Consider the following 14,807-nt stretch of genomic DNA (forward strand, 5'->3'; position numbering starts at 1 on the left):
TCACTTAAATTTATGACAAATTGGTGCGACAACAGACGAACGTAATTAAAATTTTACATATTATAAAATATCGGCTGCAATCATCCCCCATATTTCCCATCACAAAGCATTAAATTTGACGGCGACATTTCCCAAATTTTTGATGGTGTCATCCCATTCACTCCGCGATCCGGAAACAATTCAAGCGATCAAACAATGAAAGAAAAACTCGGAAACAAAGTGCGACTGCTGAAGCTATCGATGATTACGAGTTCCGCCCTCGGATTGCTTGCGATCGGCAGTCTGACCGCAATTTTAAGCCTGCTGCCACTCTATAATCGCCTCAAACAACAAGAAGAGAAACAACTGATATTTGCGGCTCAAATGATCGCCGTCAGGATTTCCGATCGCGTCGATAAAGCCATCGAAGCGGGGGAGTCCATCGCCAATCGCGACAGTTATCAAAAATTGTTTCCGATGCTCAACTCGGCCGAAAATGTTTCGGCTCAAACCTTGGAAACGATCGAAAATAAATTCCGAGATTTGCTCGATGAGTCCGTCGTCGGAATGGCCTATGTTACAAACGGCGGTACTCCCATTTTAAATGTGGGAGTCCCCATCTCCCCAGAATTTCTGGGCCAACCCAAGGTCAACACGCCTTCGGGTTGGGTCGCCGGTCCCCTCGAAATTGACAATACCCTTCACCTGCTCGTTGGAACTCCCGTCGGAAAAAATAGCGCCCACCTCCTCTTATTTCGGTTGTCGAACATTCAGGATCTCGTCGAAAATCAAATCCGCTTTTCCCCGTCCAACAGCATACTTTTGGCGATCGAAGAAAATCGTCAAGTCCGGCCTTTATCAATTTGGAGCGATCGCCAAACCGACGAAATGGCACGACTGCTCGAAGATCCCGCCATCCCCACGGCCCTCCAAAAGGGAAAGCGCACCGAACCGATCGCCCTCTGGTGCCGCACCTGCGACGATTTTATCGCCTACAGCCCCATCCAAAATATCAATTGGGGGTTGATTGTCGCCGAAAATAAACGGCAACTCTACGGCCCCGTTTACCAACAGATTTCCCTTCTCGGGGGGGGAATGCTGCTCCTGATTTTGCTGGGGACGGGGTGCTTGATATCGGTGCTGCGTCCCCTAGCTAATCGGATGCAGCGGGAAATGTTGGAGCGTCAAAAAGCCGAAGTTGCCCTCCAAAAAGAAAAAGACTTCACCCAAACCCTATTCGACGCCAACCCGGCTTTCTTTATCGTCCTGGATGTCGAAGGTCAGGTGAAGTTAATGAATCCCGTCATGCTCAATACGTTGGGTTACACCCAGGAAGAAGTCGAGGGGATGAATTACACCGCCACTTTCGTCCCCAAAAAAGGGGACAGCTCGTCGTGGATATTCGAGTTGATGGTCAACCGCCGCCTCCCCATCCGCACCGAGGAACACATGGTCGCCCGGGACGGCCGGGAAATTATCGTCGAATGGCACGGTCGAGCGGTTTTTAATGAAGAAACGGGCGAATATGAATATTTCGTGGGGGCCGGTTTGGACGTCACCGACCGCAAGCGGGCCGAGGAAGAATTGCGCCTCCTCCAACAAATTACCCGCGCCGTCAGCATCGCCCCCAACTTCGACGCAGCTTTGCAAGTGGCACTGCATTCGCTGTGTGAAACCACGGGTTGGGAATTCGGGGAAGCCTGGATTCCCAACCCGGAAAAAACCCATCTCGAATACAGTTCAGTGAGCTACGAGTCCCAGGCAAATGCGATCGCATTTCGCCAACGCAGCCGGGAATTTCTCCTCAAGTTCAACGAAGGTTTGCCGGGGCGGGTCTGGGCTTCCCGACAGCCGGAATGGACTCGGGATATTTCCCGGGAATCCCCGGGGAAATTTCCCCGCCGTCAACTCGCCAAAGAGTTCGGGTTCAAAGCCGGATTTGGCGTCCCCATTTTGGCGGACGGGCAAGTGCTGGCCATCTTGGTTTTTTTCCTGTCGGCTCCCCGGGAAAAAGAGCAGCGCCTGGTGGAACTGGTGTCTTCGGTCGCCACGCAGTTGGGTTCCGTTTTTCAACGCAAGCAGGCGGAGGCGAAATATCGCGATATTTTCGAGAATGCGTTGGAGGGAATTTTTCAACTCGATTTGCGGGGGCAATTTATCAGCGCCAATCCCGCTTTGGCGAAAATTTTTGGCTACGAATCGGAAGCGGAATTGATGGCGCGGGGAGCCCAAATTAAATATCTCGACGCCAAAACCAACCGACAATTCATCCACCTCTTGCAAACTCGGGGATCGGTTTCTAATTTTGAAGCTCAGGTTTATCGGCGGGATGGGAGTTCCATCTGGATTTTACAAAATGTCCGGGCGATTTGCAGCGATCGCGACCGGCGGGTACTCTACTACGAAGGGTCAATTATCGAGATGACCCATTTAAAACAAACCGAGGAGAAATTGCGCCACAGCGCCTCCCATGATTCCCTGACCAATTTGTGGAATCGCTCCTTTTTCTTGGAGCGATTGGAGCGTTCGCTCGAACGGTGCCAAAGGGGCGAAAATTACGGGTTCGCCATCTTATTTTTAGATCTAGACGGCTTCAAATTTATCAACGACAGCCTCGGACACGGCATCGGCGACCGCCTCCTGATCGAGATCGGACGGCGGTTGAAAACCTGCATTCGCCCCCAAGATATCCTCGCCCGACTGGGGGGAGATGAGTTCACCGTCCTGCTCGAAAATATCGTCGATCTGACCGAGGCGAACGCCACGGCAGAGCGGATTCAAAAGGCTTTGAGAAGGCCGTTTCTCCTTCAGGAACATCAGGTTTTTACCGGGGCGAGTATCGGCATCGTGCAGGGGACTCCGGACTATGGAAGTTCGCCGGAAGTGTTGCGGGACGCGGACACGGCGATGTATCGCGCCAAACAGCAGGGAAAGGGGTGCTCCGTGGTGTTCGACGCCACCATGCGAACCGATGCCCTCCGGCGTTTGTACCTGCAAACTCAGTTGCGGTTTGCTTTGGAACGGCAAGAATTTCAACTGCATTATCAGCCAATTGTCGAATTGTCGAACGGAAAAATTGCCGGGTTTGAAGCCCTGTTGCGGTGGCAGCATCCGGAAGAGGGATTGATCTCCCCCGCCGAGTTCATTCCTGTGGCGGAAGAGGCGGGATTGATTGTCGAAATTGGCGAATGGGTATTGCGAAAGGCTTGTTATCAGTTGAGCGAGTGGAAGGAACGCTTTTCGATTTATTCTTCGTTGATGATGAGTGTCAATCTTTCCTCGCAGCAATTTACGGCCGATCTGAGCCGCCGCATCGGCCAAATTTTGACCGAAACGGGGGTGGGGGGTTCGGATTTGAAGTTGGAAATTACCGAAACTGCGATCATGGCCGATCCTCAACTGGCGATCGCCACCTTGACTCAACTCAAACACCAGCAAATTAAAATCTGTATCGACGACTTCGGGACCGGTTATTGTTCCCTGGGCTACCTGCACCAATTCCCGGTGGATATCCTCAAAATCGACCGCTCTTTTGTGAGCAAAATTCCCGGCGCGGAAGATAAGCTGGAGATTGTCCGGGTGATCGTCGCCCTCGCCCAGAGCCTGCGGATGGATGCGATCGCGGAGGGGATCGAAACGGCCGAACAACTGCACCAACTCCAACAATTTAACTGCAAATACGGACAGGGTTATTTCTTCTTCCGCCCCCTCAACTGTGAAGCGGTCGAAGCGTTATTGAGTCGCCAAGAAACCGAACTTCAACCCCCCATGTCGCTACAGTAAATTCTATCAGATCCGGTTATTTACCGGACCAACTGCGATCGGGTGTAGGGAGGGGTTAAGGGAAAGGGGGAAAGGGAGGGTGAAAGGAAATTTCCCCGATCGCTGCGGCCACAGATGTTGTGTGGTTAATTTTCAGGATTTGATCTGATCGCAAAAAGCCGAAAATATTAACCTTCTCCATGCCAACTTCGGCGGCGGATGTGATGCCGAATCCCTCGCAACTGTTCGGGAGAAAGGGCGATCGCCTCATCTTCCATCAACCCATTCATCACGTCAAAAACCAGCGGAACCCCCAAACCCAAATCTCGCAATTTCTGTATTTGGTTAAAAACCGTTTCCGGGGTTCCCTCCAACGCCACCCGTCCGCCGTCGATGACAAATACCCAATCCGCCCAGGCTTCCACAAAATCCAAATTGTGGGTCGCCAAAACGACAGTCGTCCCCATCTCTTGAATGCGATTTAAAAGGGTGTGAAAATTGCGAACTTGATAGGGATCGAGGTAGGCAGTTGGTTCGTCCAGAAATAACAATTGCGGTTGTAAAACCATCACGTCGGCGATGGAAACCCGCTTTTTCTGCCCCAAACTCAGATAGTTGATCGGCGCATCGGCTAAACTCATTAAGTCGAAATCCCGCAAAGTTTGCCCGACTCTGCGGGCGATTTCCGACTCGGACAAACCCAGATTGCAGAGTCCGTAGGAAATATCTTCTTCTACGGTCGTCGCCACCAACTGTTGTTCGGGATTTTGGAAGACCAAACCCACCTGTTGGCGCAATTGATTGAGGGAGGTGCGATCGTACTTCAGCGGCTTTCCCCGCCAGCGAATCACCCCTTTTTGGGGCCGATACAACCCGTTCGCAAGCCGAAAAAAGGTGGTTTTTCCGCAGCCGTTGCGACCGATCGCGGCGTGGCGTCGGTGCGACTGAATATCCAGGGTAAAATCCTGAAGGGTCGGGCGCTGATTGCAGGGATAAGTATAGGAAACGCCGTCGAATTCCAATAGGTTATATTCTGGCGACATAAGACCACCCGATACTCACGAACAGCAGCCAACAACCGAATACCGCCTCGGCTGTATATCGGGGGTTCGGTTTGTCCCGGCGAATCGACCAAACCTGCAACTCTCCCCCATATCCCCGCGAGGTCAATCCGAGGGCAATTTGACGGTAATTTTCGAGGGTTTGGTGCAGCAGTTGACCGGCGACAATGCCGGCGCTGCGAAGTCCGGTTTTCCAGTTCCCGTAACCCACCCGCACCTGTTGAGCGATCAGCAGTTGGTTGGCAGTTTCGGTCAACAGGAAAATAAACCGATACATCAGCGTCAGCAGTTCCGCGATCGCACCAGGACAGCCAATTTTTCTCAAAATTCGGATCATTTCCGCGAAGGGAGTCGTCAGCAAAATAAAATACATACAGGAGGTCAACGCCACGGAACGGGTCAGCAGAAAACCGGCTTGTTGGATACCTTGCCGACTACAATAGAGGAAGACATTTCCCAAACTGATTCCCCAGATTACATCGGCTCGGATGGATTCGATATGGGCGACCCAAACTGTCCCCAAAACTAAAGCGGGAAGGCTGGCGAACCAAAACGCCAGGGGAATGGCCTGCAATTTCAGGTAAATGGAAGCCGGAATTTGAGCGTAACCGACGATCCAGATGGCCATCCAGATTGTTATTAAAATTTGCAGGACGGGTGGAGCCGCGAAACCGAAGCAAAATAGCGTCGCCGCAAATAGCAATTTGTGTTCGGGGGGTAAATAACGCAGCCGATTGCTGTAGGCTAGGGAATCAATTTGATGGTGCATTTAAACGGGTCAGTTTTTTCTTTCTTTGCGCCCTTTATACAGGCCGATGACATATCCGACAATTCCGGCGCCGATCGCGGCTTGGGATACAAATAGCAGGCTTTCGACTTCGCCGCTGGGAAGTTCTAGGACGGGTTCAAACCAGGGTTGATAGTCGGGTCGAATTTCCGCGATCGCCTGCTCCGCTTCCCCGTCGGCACCGCCGTATTCTCCCCGCACGAAAATTAAAGGTAAAACCGCCAGGACGATGACAGCCAGAATCATGAGTCCGTTGCCATTTTTGGATGATTTTTCTGAAGGTTGCATCGTTTTTTCCCTAGTTATTGACGTTCAAAAGTTTCAAGGTTTGTAGTTCTTCGGTGGCGTAAGATTGCAGCCAATTCCAAACCAATACTGTCAACAATCCTTCGCTGACGGAGAGGGGCAGTTGGGTGAGGGCAAAAATTCCGGCAAACTTGAGGAAGGAAGCGAGGATGCCGCCGGAAGCGGCGGGAAAGGCGATGGCTAACTGAACTGATGTCACCAGATAAGTTGCCAAACTTCCCAGGGTTGCCGCCGAGAAAATGCCCAATTTCTGCCGTCCGAATTTCAGGGATAATCCATAGATGGCGAAAGCCACCCAGGGGCCGACTACCGCCATCGAAAAGGCGTTGGCACCGAGGGTTGTCAAGCCGCCGTGGGCGAGTAATACGGCTTGAAATAATAGCACCAAACTGCCCAAAACGGTCATCACCCAAGGGCCGAATAAAACCGTCCCCAAACCCGTCCCGGTGGGGTGGGAACAACTGCCGGTGACGGAGGGAATTTTGAGGGCGGAAAGGACGAAACTGAAGGCTCCGGCGAGGGCAATTAAGAGTTTGAGTTCGGGGTGTTCTCGGGTGATTTGGGTGAGCGATCGCAATCCGATCGCGAAAAATGGCAACGCCAACACCCACCAAAAAACCGCCCAGGGAAGGGGCAAAAATCCTTCCATGATGTGCATCGCCTGGGCGGGGGCGGCGGCGCCGATAATGATATAAAAGCTCAACCCTGCCATCGCGGCAAGGTGCAATTTTCGATTCATTTTTCTCATCCGTACCTCGCAGATGTTATGAGTGATGGATCGCGCGATCGGCGGGCATCCTGACTCACAGATTTTGGTTACAATTCTTTACAAAATCTGCTCACAGTTGCGGGACAGCGCCGGATTTTCACCGAACTTTCCCCGTTACCTCCAGGGGCTGTTCCCCCCTGAAACCGACAGTTTTGGTATTGTACCACAGAATCGAACCCAGTCATCATCCAATTAAGTGGGGATGTCAATTTTCTTTTTGAAAATTTCAACTTTCGACGGCTCGTCCCGGCGATTTTTTGCCAAAATTGCGTCGGGTTCCGACCCGAAAACGTCAACTCGGGTCGAGGGTTTGGAATGGTCAACTAAAATATAAATTTCGACCTGCATTTGAGAGTTGCCTCCGCAATGACAATCAAGACCGACCCCAATCTTATTGCAAATAACAGTCTCTTTCCAGGGCTTTTGCGAGTAATTTATTATACTTTTTTTGGGTGACGATATAAGCGCCGAACCGCTCCAGGTGGGGGTTGTTCATTTGGGCATCGAAGAGGATAAAATTCCGCGATCGCAGCCGTTCGACCAACTTCACCATCGCCACTTTCGAGCCTTCCGGAATGTTGAAAAACATCGATTCCCCGATGAATGCCCCGCCGATGACGAGACCCAAAATCCCCCCCGCGAGGCGATCGCCCTGCCAGGTTTCAAAACTGTGGGCCCATCCCGCCTCATTCAACAACCGATAAATGCTCTTCAATTCCGAAGAAATCCAGGTGCTTTCCCGATTGGCGCAGCCCTCCAAAACCCCGTTAAAATCCCGATTGACCGCCACTTCAAAGCGATTTTGATTCAGGGCTCGCCGCAGCGATCGCGGGTAACGGAAGCGATCGTCGAGGGGAATGAGCGCCCGCTCGCGACTCGTATACCACCCCAAAGAATCTTCCCCGTCGTTCGCCATCAAGAAATAGCCCCGGGCGTACCCTTCAATAATTTCCGAGAGGTCATATTGCATATTTTTCTAATTCTGATATGATGAAATAAGGTTGAATATAGAACCGTATTTTTTGTTTCAAATATTATGCTAAAGCAGGATTCTTATCCCGTACTTGAGAACACCTTGGGCAAACTCCTCAATAAAACCGAAAAAGATTGGGGGTATTTACAAATTCACAAGGTGGAGAACACTTACGCCGTCCGGCTGTCGGGAACCACCGATACAATTTTGCGCTTTCTGAGCAACGAAAATACCCGCTCCTACCGCCTGTTTTGGTATCGGCGGCCCCATCCCTCCGTCTCGATCCAAAGTCGGACTACCAAAAATCAAGTTCTCGATCCGAAAACCAAATCCTACAAGACCAAGAAGTACAAAACCTACCAGGTTTCCTGCAAAGCGGAAGCCAATCCCCTCGAATCTTCCATCAACCGGATCTTCGCCGAACTGGTTCGGGTGCAACTGGTGGAACTGATCCAAGCTAGAATAGACGAACTGAACCGGACGAATCAAATCGAGACGGAGGACACCTTGGAGTCCCCGGTCGTCACCGTGGTTCAACAGTGACCGTTGTTGTCAACGTCAGTTCCAGCCGTTCTTGCAAATCTAAAGAGCCTATGCCTGAACCGCTCAAACCCATCACCCTGCCCCCGGTCGAAAACCCCCGCCAGGAAGGAGAGTGGCTGCAAACAGCCCTGCACGACTGGCTCGATCGCGAATTTATTCCCGAGGCCGTCAACGCGGAAATTGCCGAACGGGCCTCCCAAATCTTCGTCCGCCAGCGGATGGAGGGCGAGAACGATCTGGGTTGCCTCGTGATCGCGATCGTCACGGAGATGGAAGCGTTCGACTTTTCCAAAAGCTTTTTCGGCGAGTTCGCCATCGCCAACGCCGTCAGCGACCTACTCCTCGACAGCCTAGGGTACGAACGCTGCTGCGGCCATTAAAGACAACGGAGCAGAGGGGGCAGAGGAGGCAGAGGAGGCAGAGGGGGGGTTATTTCTTCCTCCGCATCCCGGAGCCTGATTCATCAAAAGTTCAGACTTTTGACTTTTGACTTTTGACTTTTGACTTACAAAACCCCTACCAACTGGACTTGACCACTCCCGGCAACAGTCCCTTGTGGGCCATTTCCCGAATTTGGTTGCGACAGAGTCCGAAATCCCGGTAGTATCCCCGAGGCCGTCCCGTCACCCAGCATCTATTCCGCACCCGAGTCCGGGAGCTGTTGCGGGGCAATTGCTGGATCTGGCGGTGAATCGCCATTTTTTGAGCCTGAGAGGTGGCCGTCCGAAACTGCTCTTTGAGTTCAGCCCGCTTGTCCGAATATTTTTCGACGAGCTGTTTGCGCTTCTTGTCGCGCTCGATCATGCTTTTTTTAGCCATGTCGAAGTGTTAATGCCTCCAAATTTTGAGAGTTTTCCCGTCAGCACTTCCCGGCCGACGGACATAAATCAGACAATTCACAATCATAACACGCCGGCTTTCGGGCCGTACAGATCGCACGGCCGTGGTAGATCAGGCGGATCGACCAATTTTCCCAGTCCGCCTGGGGCAGAAGTTGCATCAAATCCCGCTCGATGCGGATCGGATTTTCCTGTTCCGTCAACCCCAGGCGTCGGCTGAGGCGCCGGACGTGGGTATCCACCGTCACCCCCATGTTGATGCCGTAGGCGTTGGCGAGCACCACATTCGCCGTTTTGCGGGCGACTCCCGGCAACTCCAGCAATTCCTCCATCCGCTTCGGGACTTCCCCGCCGAACTTTTCCACAATCAGGCGAGACGCTTCTTTAATATTGCGGGCCTTGTTGCGATAAAATCCGGTGGACCGCACCAGGGTTTGCACCTCTTCCAAGTCCGCCGTCGCCAGGGAAAAGGCATCGGGGAAGCGGCGAAATAAGGCCGGGGTGACTTGATTGACCCGCTCATCGGTGCACTGGGCCGAGAGCATGGTGGCGACCAACAATTGCAGGGGGGTTTGATAGGCCAACGTACATCCCGCGTCGGGGTAGAGGCGTTTGAGGCGGACCAGAAGTTCCAGGGCCCGCTTGCGATCGCCGATTTTTTTGCGATTCGTCATGGAAAGTTATAAGAGGCAATAGGCAATAGGTGACAGGCAATAGGTGACAGGCAATAGGTGAGAGGCAACGGGAAAGGGGGAATGAGTCAATCTAAAGTTGGGGAGTCGGGGCATTGGGCCTGTCGGTTCGCCAATCCCCTCCCCCCAGTACGGAAGGGCGACCTACTGGAAGAGCGATCGCACCCAGGTGAGATCGGTCAGGTTGGCGGTATCCCGGATGATCAGGAAAATCCCCAATCCCAACAGCAACATCAACCCCGTCTGCATGACGCTTTCTTGGACGCGGCTGGGGAGGGGTTTTCCGCGCAGGGCTTCGATGAGGAGAAACGCCAACTGGCCGCCGTCGAGGGCCGGCAGGGGCAGGATGTTGATGATCGCCAGGTTGATGCTGATCAGGGCGGCGAATTGAAATAAACTGGCGGCGTCCGAACGGGCGATGTCCGCACCGATCGCGACGATGCCCACCGGGCCGGAGAGTTGCCCCGCCGTTTCCCCGAAGTTGTTGATCAGTTGGGAAAATCCTTGCAACGTCAGATCGGTGATGCGCTGGAACTCCGCCGCACCTTTGACAAAGGCGTCGATCGGCCCGTCGGCGCGGTAGCGGACGATTTCGCCGTTGGGGCTCAGTTGCACGCCGATGCGGCCTTTCCCATCTTCTCCGGGTTGCGGGGTGACGGTGACGGGGAGGGTGCGATCGTCCCGTTGAATGGTCATGGGCAGGGGCTGGTTCGGGTGGTTTTGAATCACCTCGATCAGGCGGGTGATGGAGTCCTTAGAGGCGCCGAGTTCCTCCCCGTCCACGGCGACGATCAGATCGTCGGCCCGAATGCCGGCTTGAGCCGCCGCCGAACTGACTTCGCTGGCGACGGCGGGGACCCGCACGCCGGGATCGTAGTTAAATTCCGGGATGCCCACGAGTCCGACCTGGGCGACGAGCAGGAAGTAGGCGAAAATCAAATTGGCGATCACGCCCGCACTGATCACGATCGCGCGATCAAGAATGGGGCGGTTGCTCAACAGGTCCGGGTCGTCCGGCGGGATGGTGCTGTCCGGGTCTTCATCCGGGAACCCCACGAAACCCCCGAGGGGAAAGCCTCTGAGGGCATATTCGGTTTCCGAACCCTGATATTTCCACAAAATCGGCCCGAAGCCGATGGAGAAGCGATTGACGTGAATGTGCTGGAGGCGCGCCGCCATGAAATGGCCGAGTTCATGGACGACAATCAAAATTCCGAGAACCGCGATCGCAGCCAATATTGACATGAATAATTCCGAGTTCAGTAATTAACCAATTCTATTATTCTGACATCTTCCCCAACCCGAAGCCACGGCAAGTCCGGAAATCCGCCCTCAGCCCTCAGCCAGAAAGCTGATCGGGCGACCGCCGGGGCGATCGGGACGGCGACCGATTCTCCAACCCAGACGGTGAAAGGTTTTTCTCCCCGTTGCCTCTTGCCTATTGCCTCTTACCTGCTACACATCCGATTTTTGGACGAACTGACTCAAACCCTGAGTTTCCCGTAAGATAGAAAACATCATCCGCACAAGTTGAAGCTCAAACCGCCCAAACCGTCGTATTTGGCTATGAAACCACCCCTCGCCCGCACCCCCCTCTACGATCTGTCCGTCGAACTCAACGCCCGCATGGTGCCCTTTTCCGGTTGGGAAATGGCGGTGCAGTACACCGGGATCACCCCTGAACACGAAGCCGTGCGATCGCATCTGGGAATGTTCGACATTTCCCACATGGGCAAATTCGCCCTCAAAGGCCAGCAATTAGTCGCCGCCCTCCAACCCCTGGTCCCGTCCGACCTCAGTCGCCTGGAACCGGGTCAAGCCCAGTACACGGTGCTGCTCAATGCCAGTGGCGGCATTTTAGACGACTTCATTTTTTACTATCAAGGCATCGACCGGGCGACCGGAAATCAGCGGGGAATGGCGATCGTCAACGCCGCCACCAAATCCAGAGATAAAGCTTGGATTGTCGCCCATTTAGAAGGAACCGGCGTCGATCTGGACGATTTATCCCGGACGAAAGCGCTGATCGCCGTCCAGGGTCCGGAAGCGGAAGCCGTCCTGCAACCCCTGGTGGAAGCGGACCTGTCGGCGGTGGGGAATTTCGGACACGCGGAAACCACCGTATTGGGAAAACCCGCCTTTATCGCACGGACGGGATACACCGGAGAGGACGGGTTTGAAGTGATGGTCGATCCGCCGACGGGGGTAGACCTGTGGCGTCACCTGTTGGAAGCGGGGGTGACTCCCTGCGGTTTGGGAGCCAGAGATACCCTGCGACTCGAAGCGGCGATGGCCCTGTACGGACAGGATATCGACACCCACACGACTCCGTTGGAAGCCGGGTTGCGGTGGCTGGTCCACCTGGACGACAAGGGAGACTTTATCGGGCGATCGGTTTTGGAACAACAGAAAGCAAAGGGAGTGTCCCGGCGCCTGGTGGGGTTGGAAATGCAGGGGCGCCACATCGCCCGCCACGGCTATTCGGTGAAGGCGGACGGGGAAATCGTCGGGGAAGTCACCAGTGGCACCATGTCCCCCACCCTCAAAAAAGCGATCGCCCTGGCCTACGTCCCGGCGGAATTGGCGAAAGTCGGCCGGGAATTGGAAGTGCAAATTCGCAAAAAAACCTACCCCGCCAAAGTAGTCAAGCGGCCCTTTTATCGATCGCCGCATCGGTGAGGGAGTCAGAATAATTGATCATTGAAAATTGACAATTATCAATCAATCCCCCCTCGGCCCCCCCAAAACCAATAATCTGCGAAAATCTGCGAAATCTGCGGACAAAAAGGGAGAAATTGATCATGAGCAAATTACTCCATGCAACTTACCACAATGGCAGCTTAATCCTCGATGAAAAACTGGATTCAGCCCTAGAAGGCCAAAAGCTGACCTTGATGCTGGTCGAAGATGCGGAATCTTCTGCTCAGTCCGAGATGGAACCCAAAGAACGGACACAGAAATTCCTGGAGTGGGCACAACAATATTCTGCCAAACTGCCGCCCGATTATAAATTTGATCGGGAAGAAGCCCATGAGCGATAACATATTTCTAGATACAAAAAACTGCAACAAACGATTAAGTCCTTCATTCGCCCGGGTGAACACAATCGAGATCCCTTTAGAAACCCGGTTTCTCGGTCATCTTTTCCCGACTCCTACTTTACGAATTGGCGATCGCATAATAGACCAACTGCGCCATCCGGCCGCGGAGGGTTTCCAAACCCAGGGCTTTGGCCGCCGAGATGAACACCGCCTGGGGGTACTCTTCCTGGGCGAACCGCAATGTCTCCCCATCGACGCGATCGATCTTGTTGAACGCCAGCAGCGCGGGGCCGGGGGTGATCGGCATTTGGGTCAAAATTTCCATCACCGAGCGGATCTGGGCCTGCCATGCGGGGTGGGAGAGATCGACGACGTGCAGTAAGGCGTCCGCGTCGGTGACTTCCTCCAGGGTGGCGCGGAAGGCGTCAATTAAGGCTGGCGGCAGTTCGTGGATGAATCCCACCGTGTCGGTGAGGACGATAGTTTGGGCCTCCCCCGTCACCGCGTCGGGGATGGTGAGGCGGCGGGTGGTGGGGTCGAGGGTGGCGAAGAGTTGGTCGGCGGTGTAGATTTCGGAGGAGGTGAGGACGTTCAACAGGGTGGATTTTCCGGCGTTGGTGTACCCGACGATCGCCACCGTGGGGACTTCCTGGCGCTGACGTCGCTGCCTCAAGCGCGATCGGTGGGCCTGGAGTTGGTTGACTTCCTTCTGCAACCGGGCGATCCGTCGCTGGATGGCCCGCCGTTCCGTCTCCAGTTTGGTTTCCCCCGGCCCCCGAGTGCCGATGCCGCCCCCCAGTCGGGACATAGCTTCCCCCCGTCCGGTGAGGCGGGGCAGGCTGTATTCGAGTTGGGCGAGTTCCACCTGCAATTTCCCGGCGCCGGACTGGGCCCGCTGGGCGAAAATATCCAAAATCACTTCGGTGCGATCGACCACCCGCACGCCGATGCGGGTTTCCAGGTTGCGGACTTGGGCCGGGGACAGGTCGCGATCGAATACGATCAGGGTGGCGCCGAAGGTTTGGGCGGCGAGGGCGATTTCCTGGGTTTTCCCCTCTCCGACGACGGTTTGGGGGTGAGGGCGCGATCGCTTCTGTCGCAAGGTTTGCAGCACCCGTCCCCCGGCCGTATCCACGAGGCGGGCCAATTCTTCCAACCCCTCCTCGAACCGTTGGGACGAAACGTCCGCTGTCTGCACCCCCACCAGCAGCACCCGATCCTGGTCGGACTTGACATCTCGGGCGACAAATTCCCGCTGAAATTCGGCTTCGAGCCCGTCCACCAAATCCAGAAAATCCTGGTTGGAGAGGACGTCGAGGCTGGTGGAGGGGGAGACGTAGTAGGGGACGGGTGAGAGAGGATTGTCCAGGTGGGTTTCGTTTTCCTCGTCTTCTTGTTGGGGGAGGAGATGGGCCAAATAACAATCTTTGACATAGCCGGTGCCGCCGCCCCCCCGGCGCTCAAATCCCGTCCCCGTCAGGGTCAAGATGGCGAGGACGTCAAGGCGCTGCATTGCCATCGCCGTCAGGGCCGATTCTCGGGGCGGTTCCGATTTGGACTGGGTGGCGATGCAGCGGATGCCGCTCAGACGGCCATTTCCGTAGCGCGGCAGTTCCAGGGGGGGGATGCGGGTTTGGCGGGGGCTTCCCACCCCGACGCGGATCACCTGTCCCCGGCGGTTGATGTAGGCGCAGACGGGTTCGCCGATGTCCGTACTGGCGGCGGCGAGTCGCTGGGCAAACTCCGGCGTCGTGATGCGATCGCCCGGTATCCGCTGGTGATACAGGCGCTGGAGTTGCTTGAGCTGACTGGGCTTGAGACCTTGCAGGTTCCCGTAGATCGTTTCGATAGGCGCTCCTTTTTTAATGCACTCAAAACTGTGATTATAACAAAATTTGACCGCCTGCGGGGGGGAGCCACTAAAACAGTAGGGGCGAAAAATCTTTCGCCCCTACCGGTTTCTTCATCCCCAACCGTAGCTAGAAACCGGGTTTCTACCCGCATTTCTCATCCCCCCAAAAAAACTCTCATAGAAACCCGGTTTCTTCATCCTCA

The 14,807-nt window shown here is 54.5% G+C and carries 16 protein-coding genes and 1 riboswitch; of the genes, 6 read left to right on the plus strand and 10 right to left on the minus strand.

All coding sequences use genetic code 11. The features are described 5' to 3' along the window. Positions 1–195: 195 nt before the first annotated feature. The gene (locus LKE08_RS03090) at positions 196–3,762 is read left to right on the plus strand and encodes an EAL domain-containing protein (protein ID WP_324702728.1); all 3,567 of its coding nucleotides are present in this window, start codon (positions 196–198) and stop codon (positions 3,760–3,762) included. 167 nt (positions 3,763–3,929) lie between these two features. On the opposite strand, the gene LKE08_RS03095 is transcribed toward LKE08_RS03090, so the two are convergent. The 6 genes from LKE08_RS03095 to aat form a co-directional block, all read right to left on the minus strand. Next, complete coding sequence (locus LKE08_RS03095) at positions 3,930–4,784, minus strand: ABC transporter ATP-binding protein (RefSeq protein WP_324702729.1); 855 nt, start codon at positions 4,782–4,784, stop codon at positions 3,930–3,932. Beyond that, the gene (gene cbiQ, locus LKE08_RS03100; RefSeq protein ID WP_324702730.1) at positions 4,768–5,571 is read right to left on the minus strand and encodes a cobalt ECF transporter T component CbiQ; all 804 of its coding nucleotides are present in this window, start codon (positions 5,569–5,571) and stop codon (positions 4,768–4,770) included. Before cbiQ ends, LKE08_RS03095 begins: the two co-directional genes overlap by 17 nt. Positions 5,572–5,580: 9 nt before the next feature. Further along, the gene (locus LKE08_RS03105; RefSeq protein WP_324702731.1) at positions 5,581–5,877 is read right to left on the minus strand and encodes an energy-coupling factor ABC transporter substrate-binding protein; all 297 of its coding nucleotides are present in this window, start codon (positions 5,875–5,877) and stop codon (positions 5,581–5,583) included. Between the two features lie 10 nt (positions 5,878–5,887). Beyond that, positions 5,888–6,643 carry an energy-coupling factor ABC transporter permease gene (locus LKE08_RS03110; protein ID WP_324702732.1) on the minus strand — a complete coding sequence of 252 codons (756 nt, stop codon included), beginning with the start codon at positions 6,641–6,643 and terminating at the stop codon, positions 5,888–5,890. A gap of 22 nt (positions 6,644–6,665) precedes the next feature. Further along, a riboswitch (cobalamin riboswitch) is annotated at positions 6,666–6,827 on the minus strand. A 29-nt stretch (positions 6,828–6,856) separates the two neighbouring features. After that, entirely contained in the window at positions 6,857–7,012 is a 156-nt protein-coding gene (locus tag LKE08_RS03115) for a hypothetical protein (RefSeq protein ID WP_324702733.1), read from the minus strand. 43 nt (positions 7,013–7,055) lie between these two features. Then, positions 7,056–7,634: a leucyl/phenylalanyl-tRNA--protein transferase gene (gene aat, locus LKE08_RS03120; RefSeq protein ID WP_324702734.1), complete on the minus strand. Its 579-nt coding sequence runs from the start codon at positions 7,632–7,634 to the stop codon at positions 7,056–7,058. 66 nt (positions 7,635–7,700) lie between these two features. Between aat and LKE08_RS03125 the strand changes: the two genes are divergently transcribed. After that, the gene (locus tag LKE08_RS03125) at positions 7,701–8,180 is read left to right on the plus strand and encodes a hypothetical protein (RefSeq protein ID WP_324702735.1); all 480 of its coding nucleotides are present in this window, start codon (positions 7,701–7,703) and stop codon (positions 8,178–8,180) included. Between the two features lie 50 nt (positions 8,181–8,230). Beyond that, positions 8,231–8,560: a hypothetical protein gene (locus LKE08_RS03130; RefSeq protein WP_324702736.1), complete on the plus strand. Its 330-nt coding sequence runs from the start codon at positions 8,231–8,233 to the stop codon at positions 8,558–8,560. A gap of 136 nt (positions 8,561–8,696) precedes the next feature. Here LKE08_RS03130 and rpsN read toward each other — a convergent pair whose 3' ends face one another. The 3 genes from rpsN to rseP all read right to left on the minus strand — a co-directional run bounded on the left by rpsN (position 8,697) and on the right by rseP (position 10,956). Then, positions 8,697–8,999: a 30S ribosomal protein S14 gene (rpsN, locus tag LKE08_RS03135; RefSeq protein ID WP_324702737.1), complete on the minus strand. Its 303-nt coding sequence runs from the start codon at positions 8,997–8,999 to the stop codon at positions 8,697–8,699. A gap of 40 nt (positions 9,000–9,039) precedes the next feature. Beyond that, entirely contained in the window at positions 9,040–9,693 is a 654-nt protein-coding gene (nth, locus tag LKE08_RS03140) for an endonuclease III (protein ID WP_324702738.1), read from the minus strand. Positions 9,694–9,855: 162 nt separating this feature from the next. Further along, positions 9,856–10,956: an RIP metalloprotease RseP gene (rseP, locus tag LKE08_RS03145; RefSeq protein WP_324702739.1), complete on the minus strand. Its 1,101-nt coding sequence runs from the start codon at positions 10,954–10,956 to the stop codon at positions 9,856–9,858. A gap of 321 nt (positions 10,957–11,277) precedes the next feature. Between rseP and gcvT the strand changes: the two genes are divergently transcribed. Together gcvT and LKE08_RS03155 are read left to right on the plus strand one after the other, a co-directional pair. Next, positions 11,278–12,390: a glycine cleavage system aminomethyltransferase GcvT gene (gene gcvT, locus LKE08_RS03150; protein WP_324702740.1), complete on the plus strand. Its 1,113-nt coding sequence runs from the start codon at positions 11,278–11,280 to the stop codon at positions 12,388–12,390. A gap of 122 nt (positions 12,391–12,512) precedes the next feature. Next, positions 12,513–12,752, plus strand: a complete 240-nt coding sequence (locus LKE08_RS03155) for a hypothetical protein (RefSeq protein WP_324702741.1) — start codon at positions 12,513–12,515, stop codon at positions 12,750–12,752. A gap of 118 nt (positions 12,753–12,870) precedes the next feature. Here the strand turns inward: LKE08_RS03155 and hflX are convergent, their stop codons facing one another. Beyond that, a complete protein-coding gene (hflX, locus tag LKE08_RS03160) occupies positions 12,871–14,601 on the minus strand; it encodes a GTPase HflX (protein WP_324702743.1) in 1,731 nt (576 codons plus the stop codon). On the opposite strand from hflX, the gene LKE08_RS03165 reads away from it, so the two are divergent. Next, on the plus strand, positions 14,530–14,807 hold a 278-nt coding region (locus LKE08_RS03165), incomplete at its 3' end, for a hypothetical protein (RefSeq protein WP_324702742.1). The genes hflX and LKE08_RS03165 overlap by 72 nt on opposite strands.

This window comes from Lyngbya sp. CCY1209, assembly GCF_035615495.1.
Lineage (GTDB): Bacteria > Cyanobacteriota > Cyanobacteriia > Cyanobacteriales > Microcoleaceae > Limnospira.

Bases quoted from the DNA above. Each gene is read 5' to 3' on its own strand.
- LKE08_RS03090 (WP_324702728.1), top strand. From the start codon at position 196: ATGAAAGAAAAACTCGGAAACAAAGTGCGACTGCTGAAGCTATCGATG.
- LKE08_RS03095 (WP_324702729.1), bottom strand. From the start codon at position 4,784: ATGTCGCCAGAATATAACCTATTGGAATTCGACGGCGTTTCCTATACT.
- cbiQ (WP_324702730.1), bottom strand. From the start codon at position 5,571: ATGCACCATCAAATTGATTCCCTAGCCTACAGCAATCGGCTGCGTTAT.
- LKE08_RS03105 (WP_324702731.1), bottom strand. From the start codon at position 5,877: ATGCAACCTTCAGAAAAATCATCCAAAAATGGCAACGGACTCATGATT.
- LKE08_RS03110 (WP_324702732.1), bottom strand. From the start codon at position 6,643: ATGAGAAAAATGAATCGAAAATTGCACCTTGCCGCGATGGCAGGGTTG.
- LKE08_RS03115 (WP_324702733.1), bottom strand. From the start codon at position 7,012: ATGCAGGTCGAAATTTATATTTTAGTTGACCATTCCAAACCCTCGACC.
- aat (WP_324702734.1), bottom strand. From the start codon at position 7,634: ATGCAATATGACCTCTCGGAAATTATTGAAGGGTACGCCCGGGGCTAT.
- LKE08_RS03125 (WP_324702735.1), top strand. From the start codon at position 7,701: ATGCTAAAGCAGGATTCTTATCCCGTACTTGAGAACACCTTGGGCAAA.
- LKE08_RS03130 (WP_324702736.1), top strand. From the start codon at position 8,231: ATGCCTGAACCGCTCAAACCCATCACCCTGCCCCCGGTCGAAAACCCC.
- rpsN (WP_324702737.1), bottom strand. From the start codon at position 8,999: ATGGCTAAAAAAAGCATGATCGAGCGCGACAAGAAGCGCAAACAGCTC.
- nth (WP_324702738.1), bottom strand. From the start codon at position 9,693: ATGACGAATCGCAAAAAAATCGGCGATCGCAAGCGGGCCCTGGAACTT.
- rseP (WP_324702739.1), bottom strand. From the start codon at position 10,956: ATGTCAATATTGGCTGCGATCGCGGTTCTCGGAATTTTGATTGTCGTC.
- gcvT (WP_324702740.1), top strand. From the start codon at position 11,278: ATGAAACCACCCCTCGCCCGCACCCCCCTCTACGATCTGTCCGTCGAA.
- LKE08_RS03155 (WP_324702741.1), top strand. From the start codon at position 12,513: ATGAGCAAATTACTCCATGCAACTTACCACAATGGCAGCTTAATCCTC.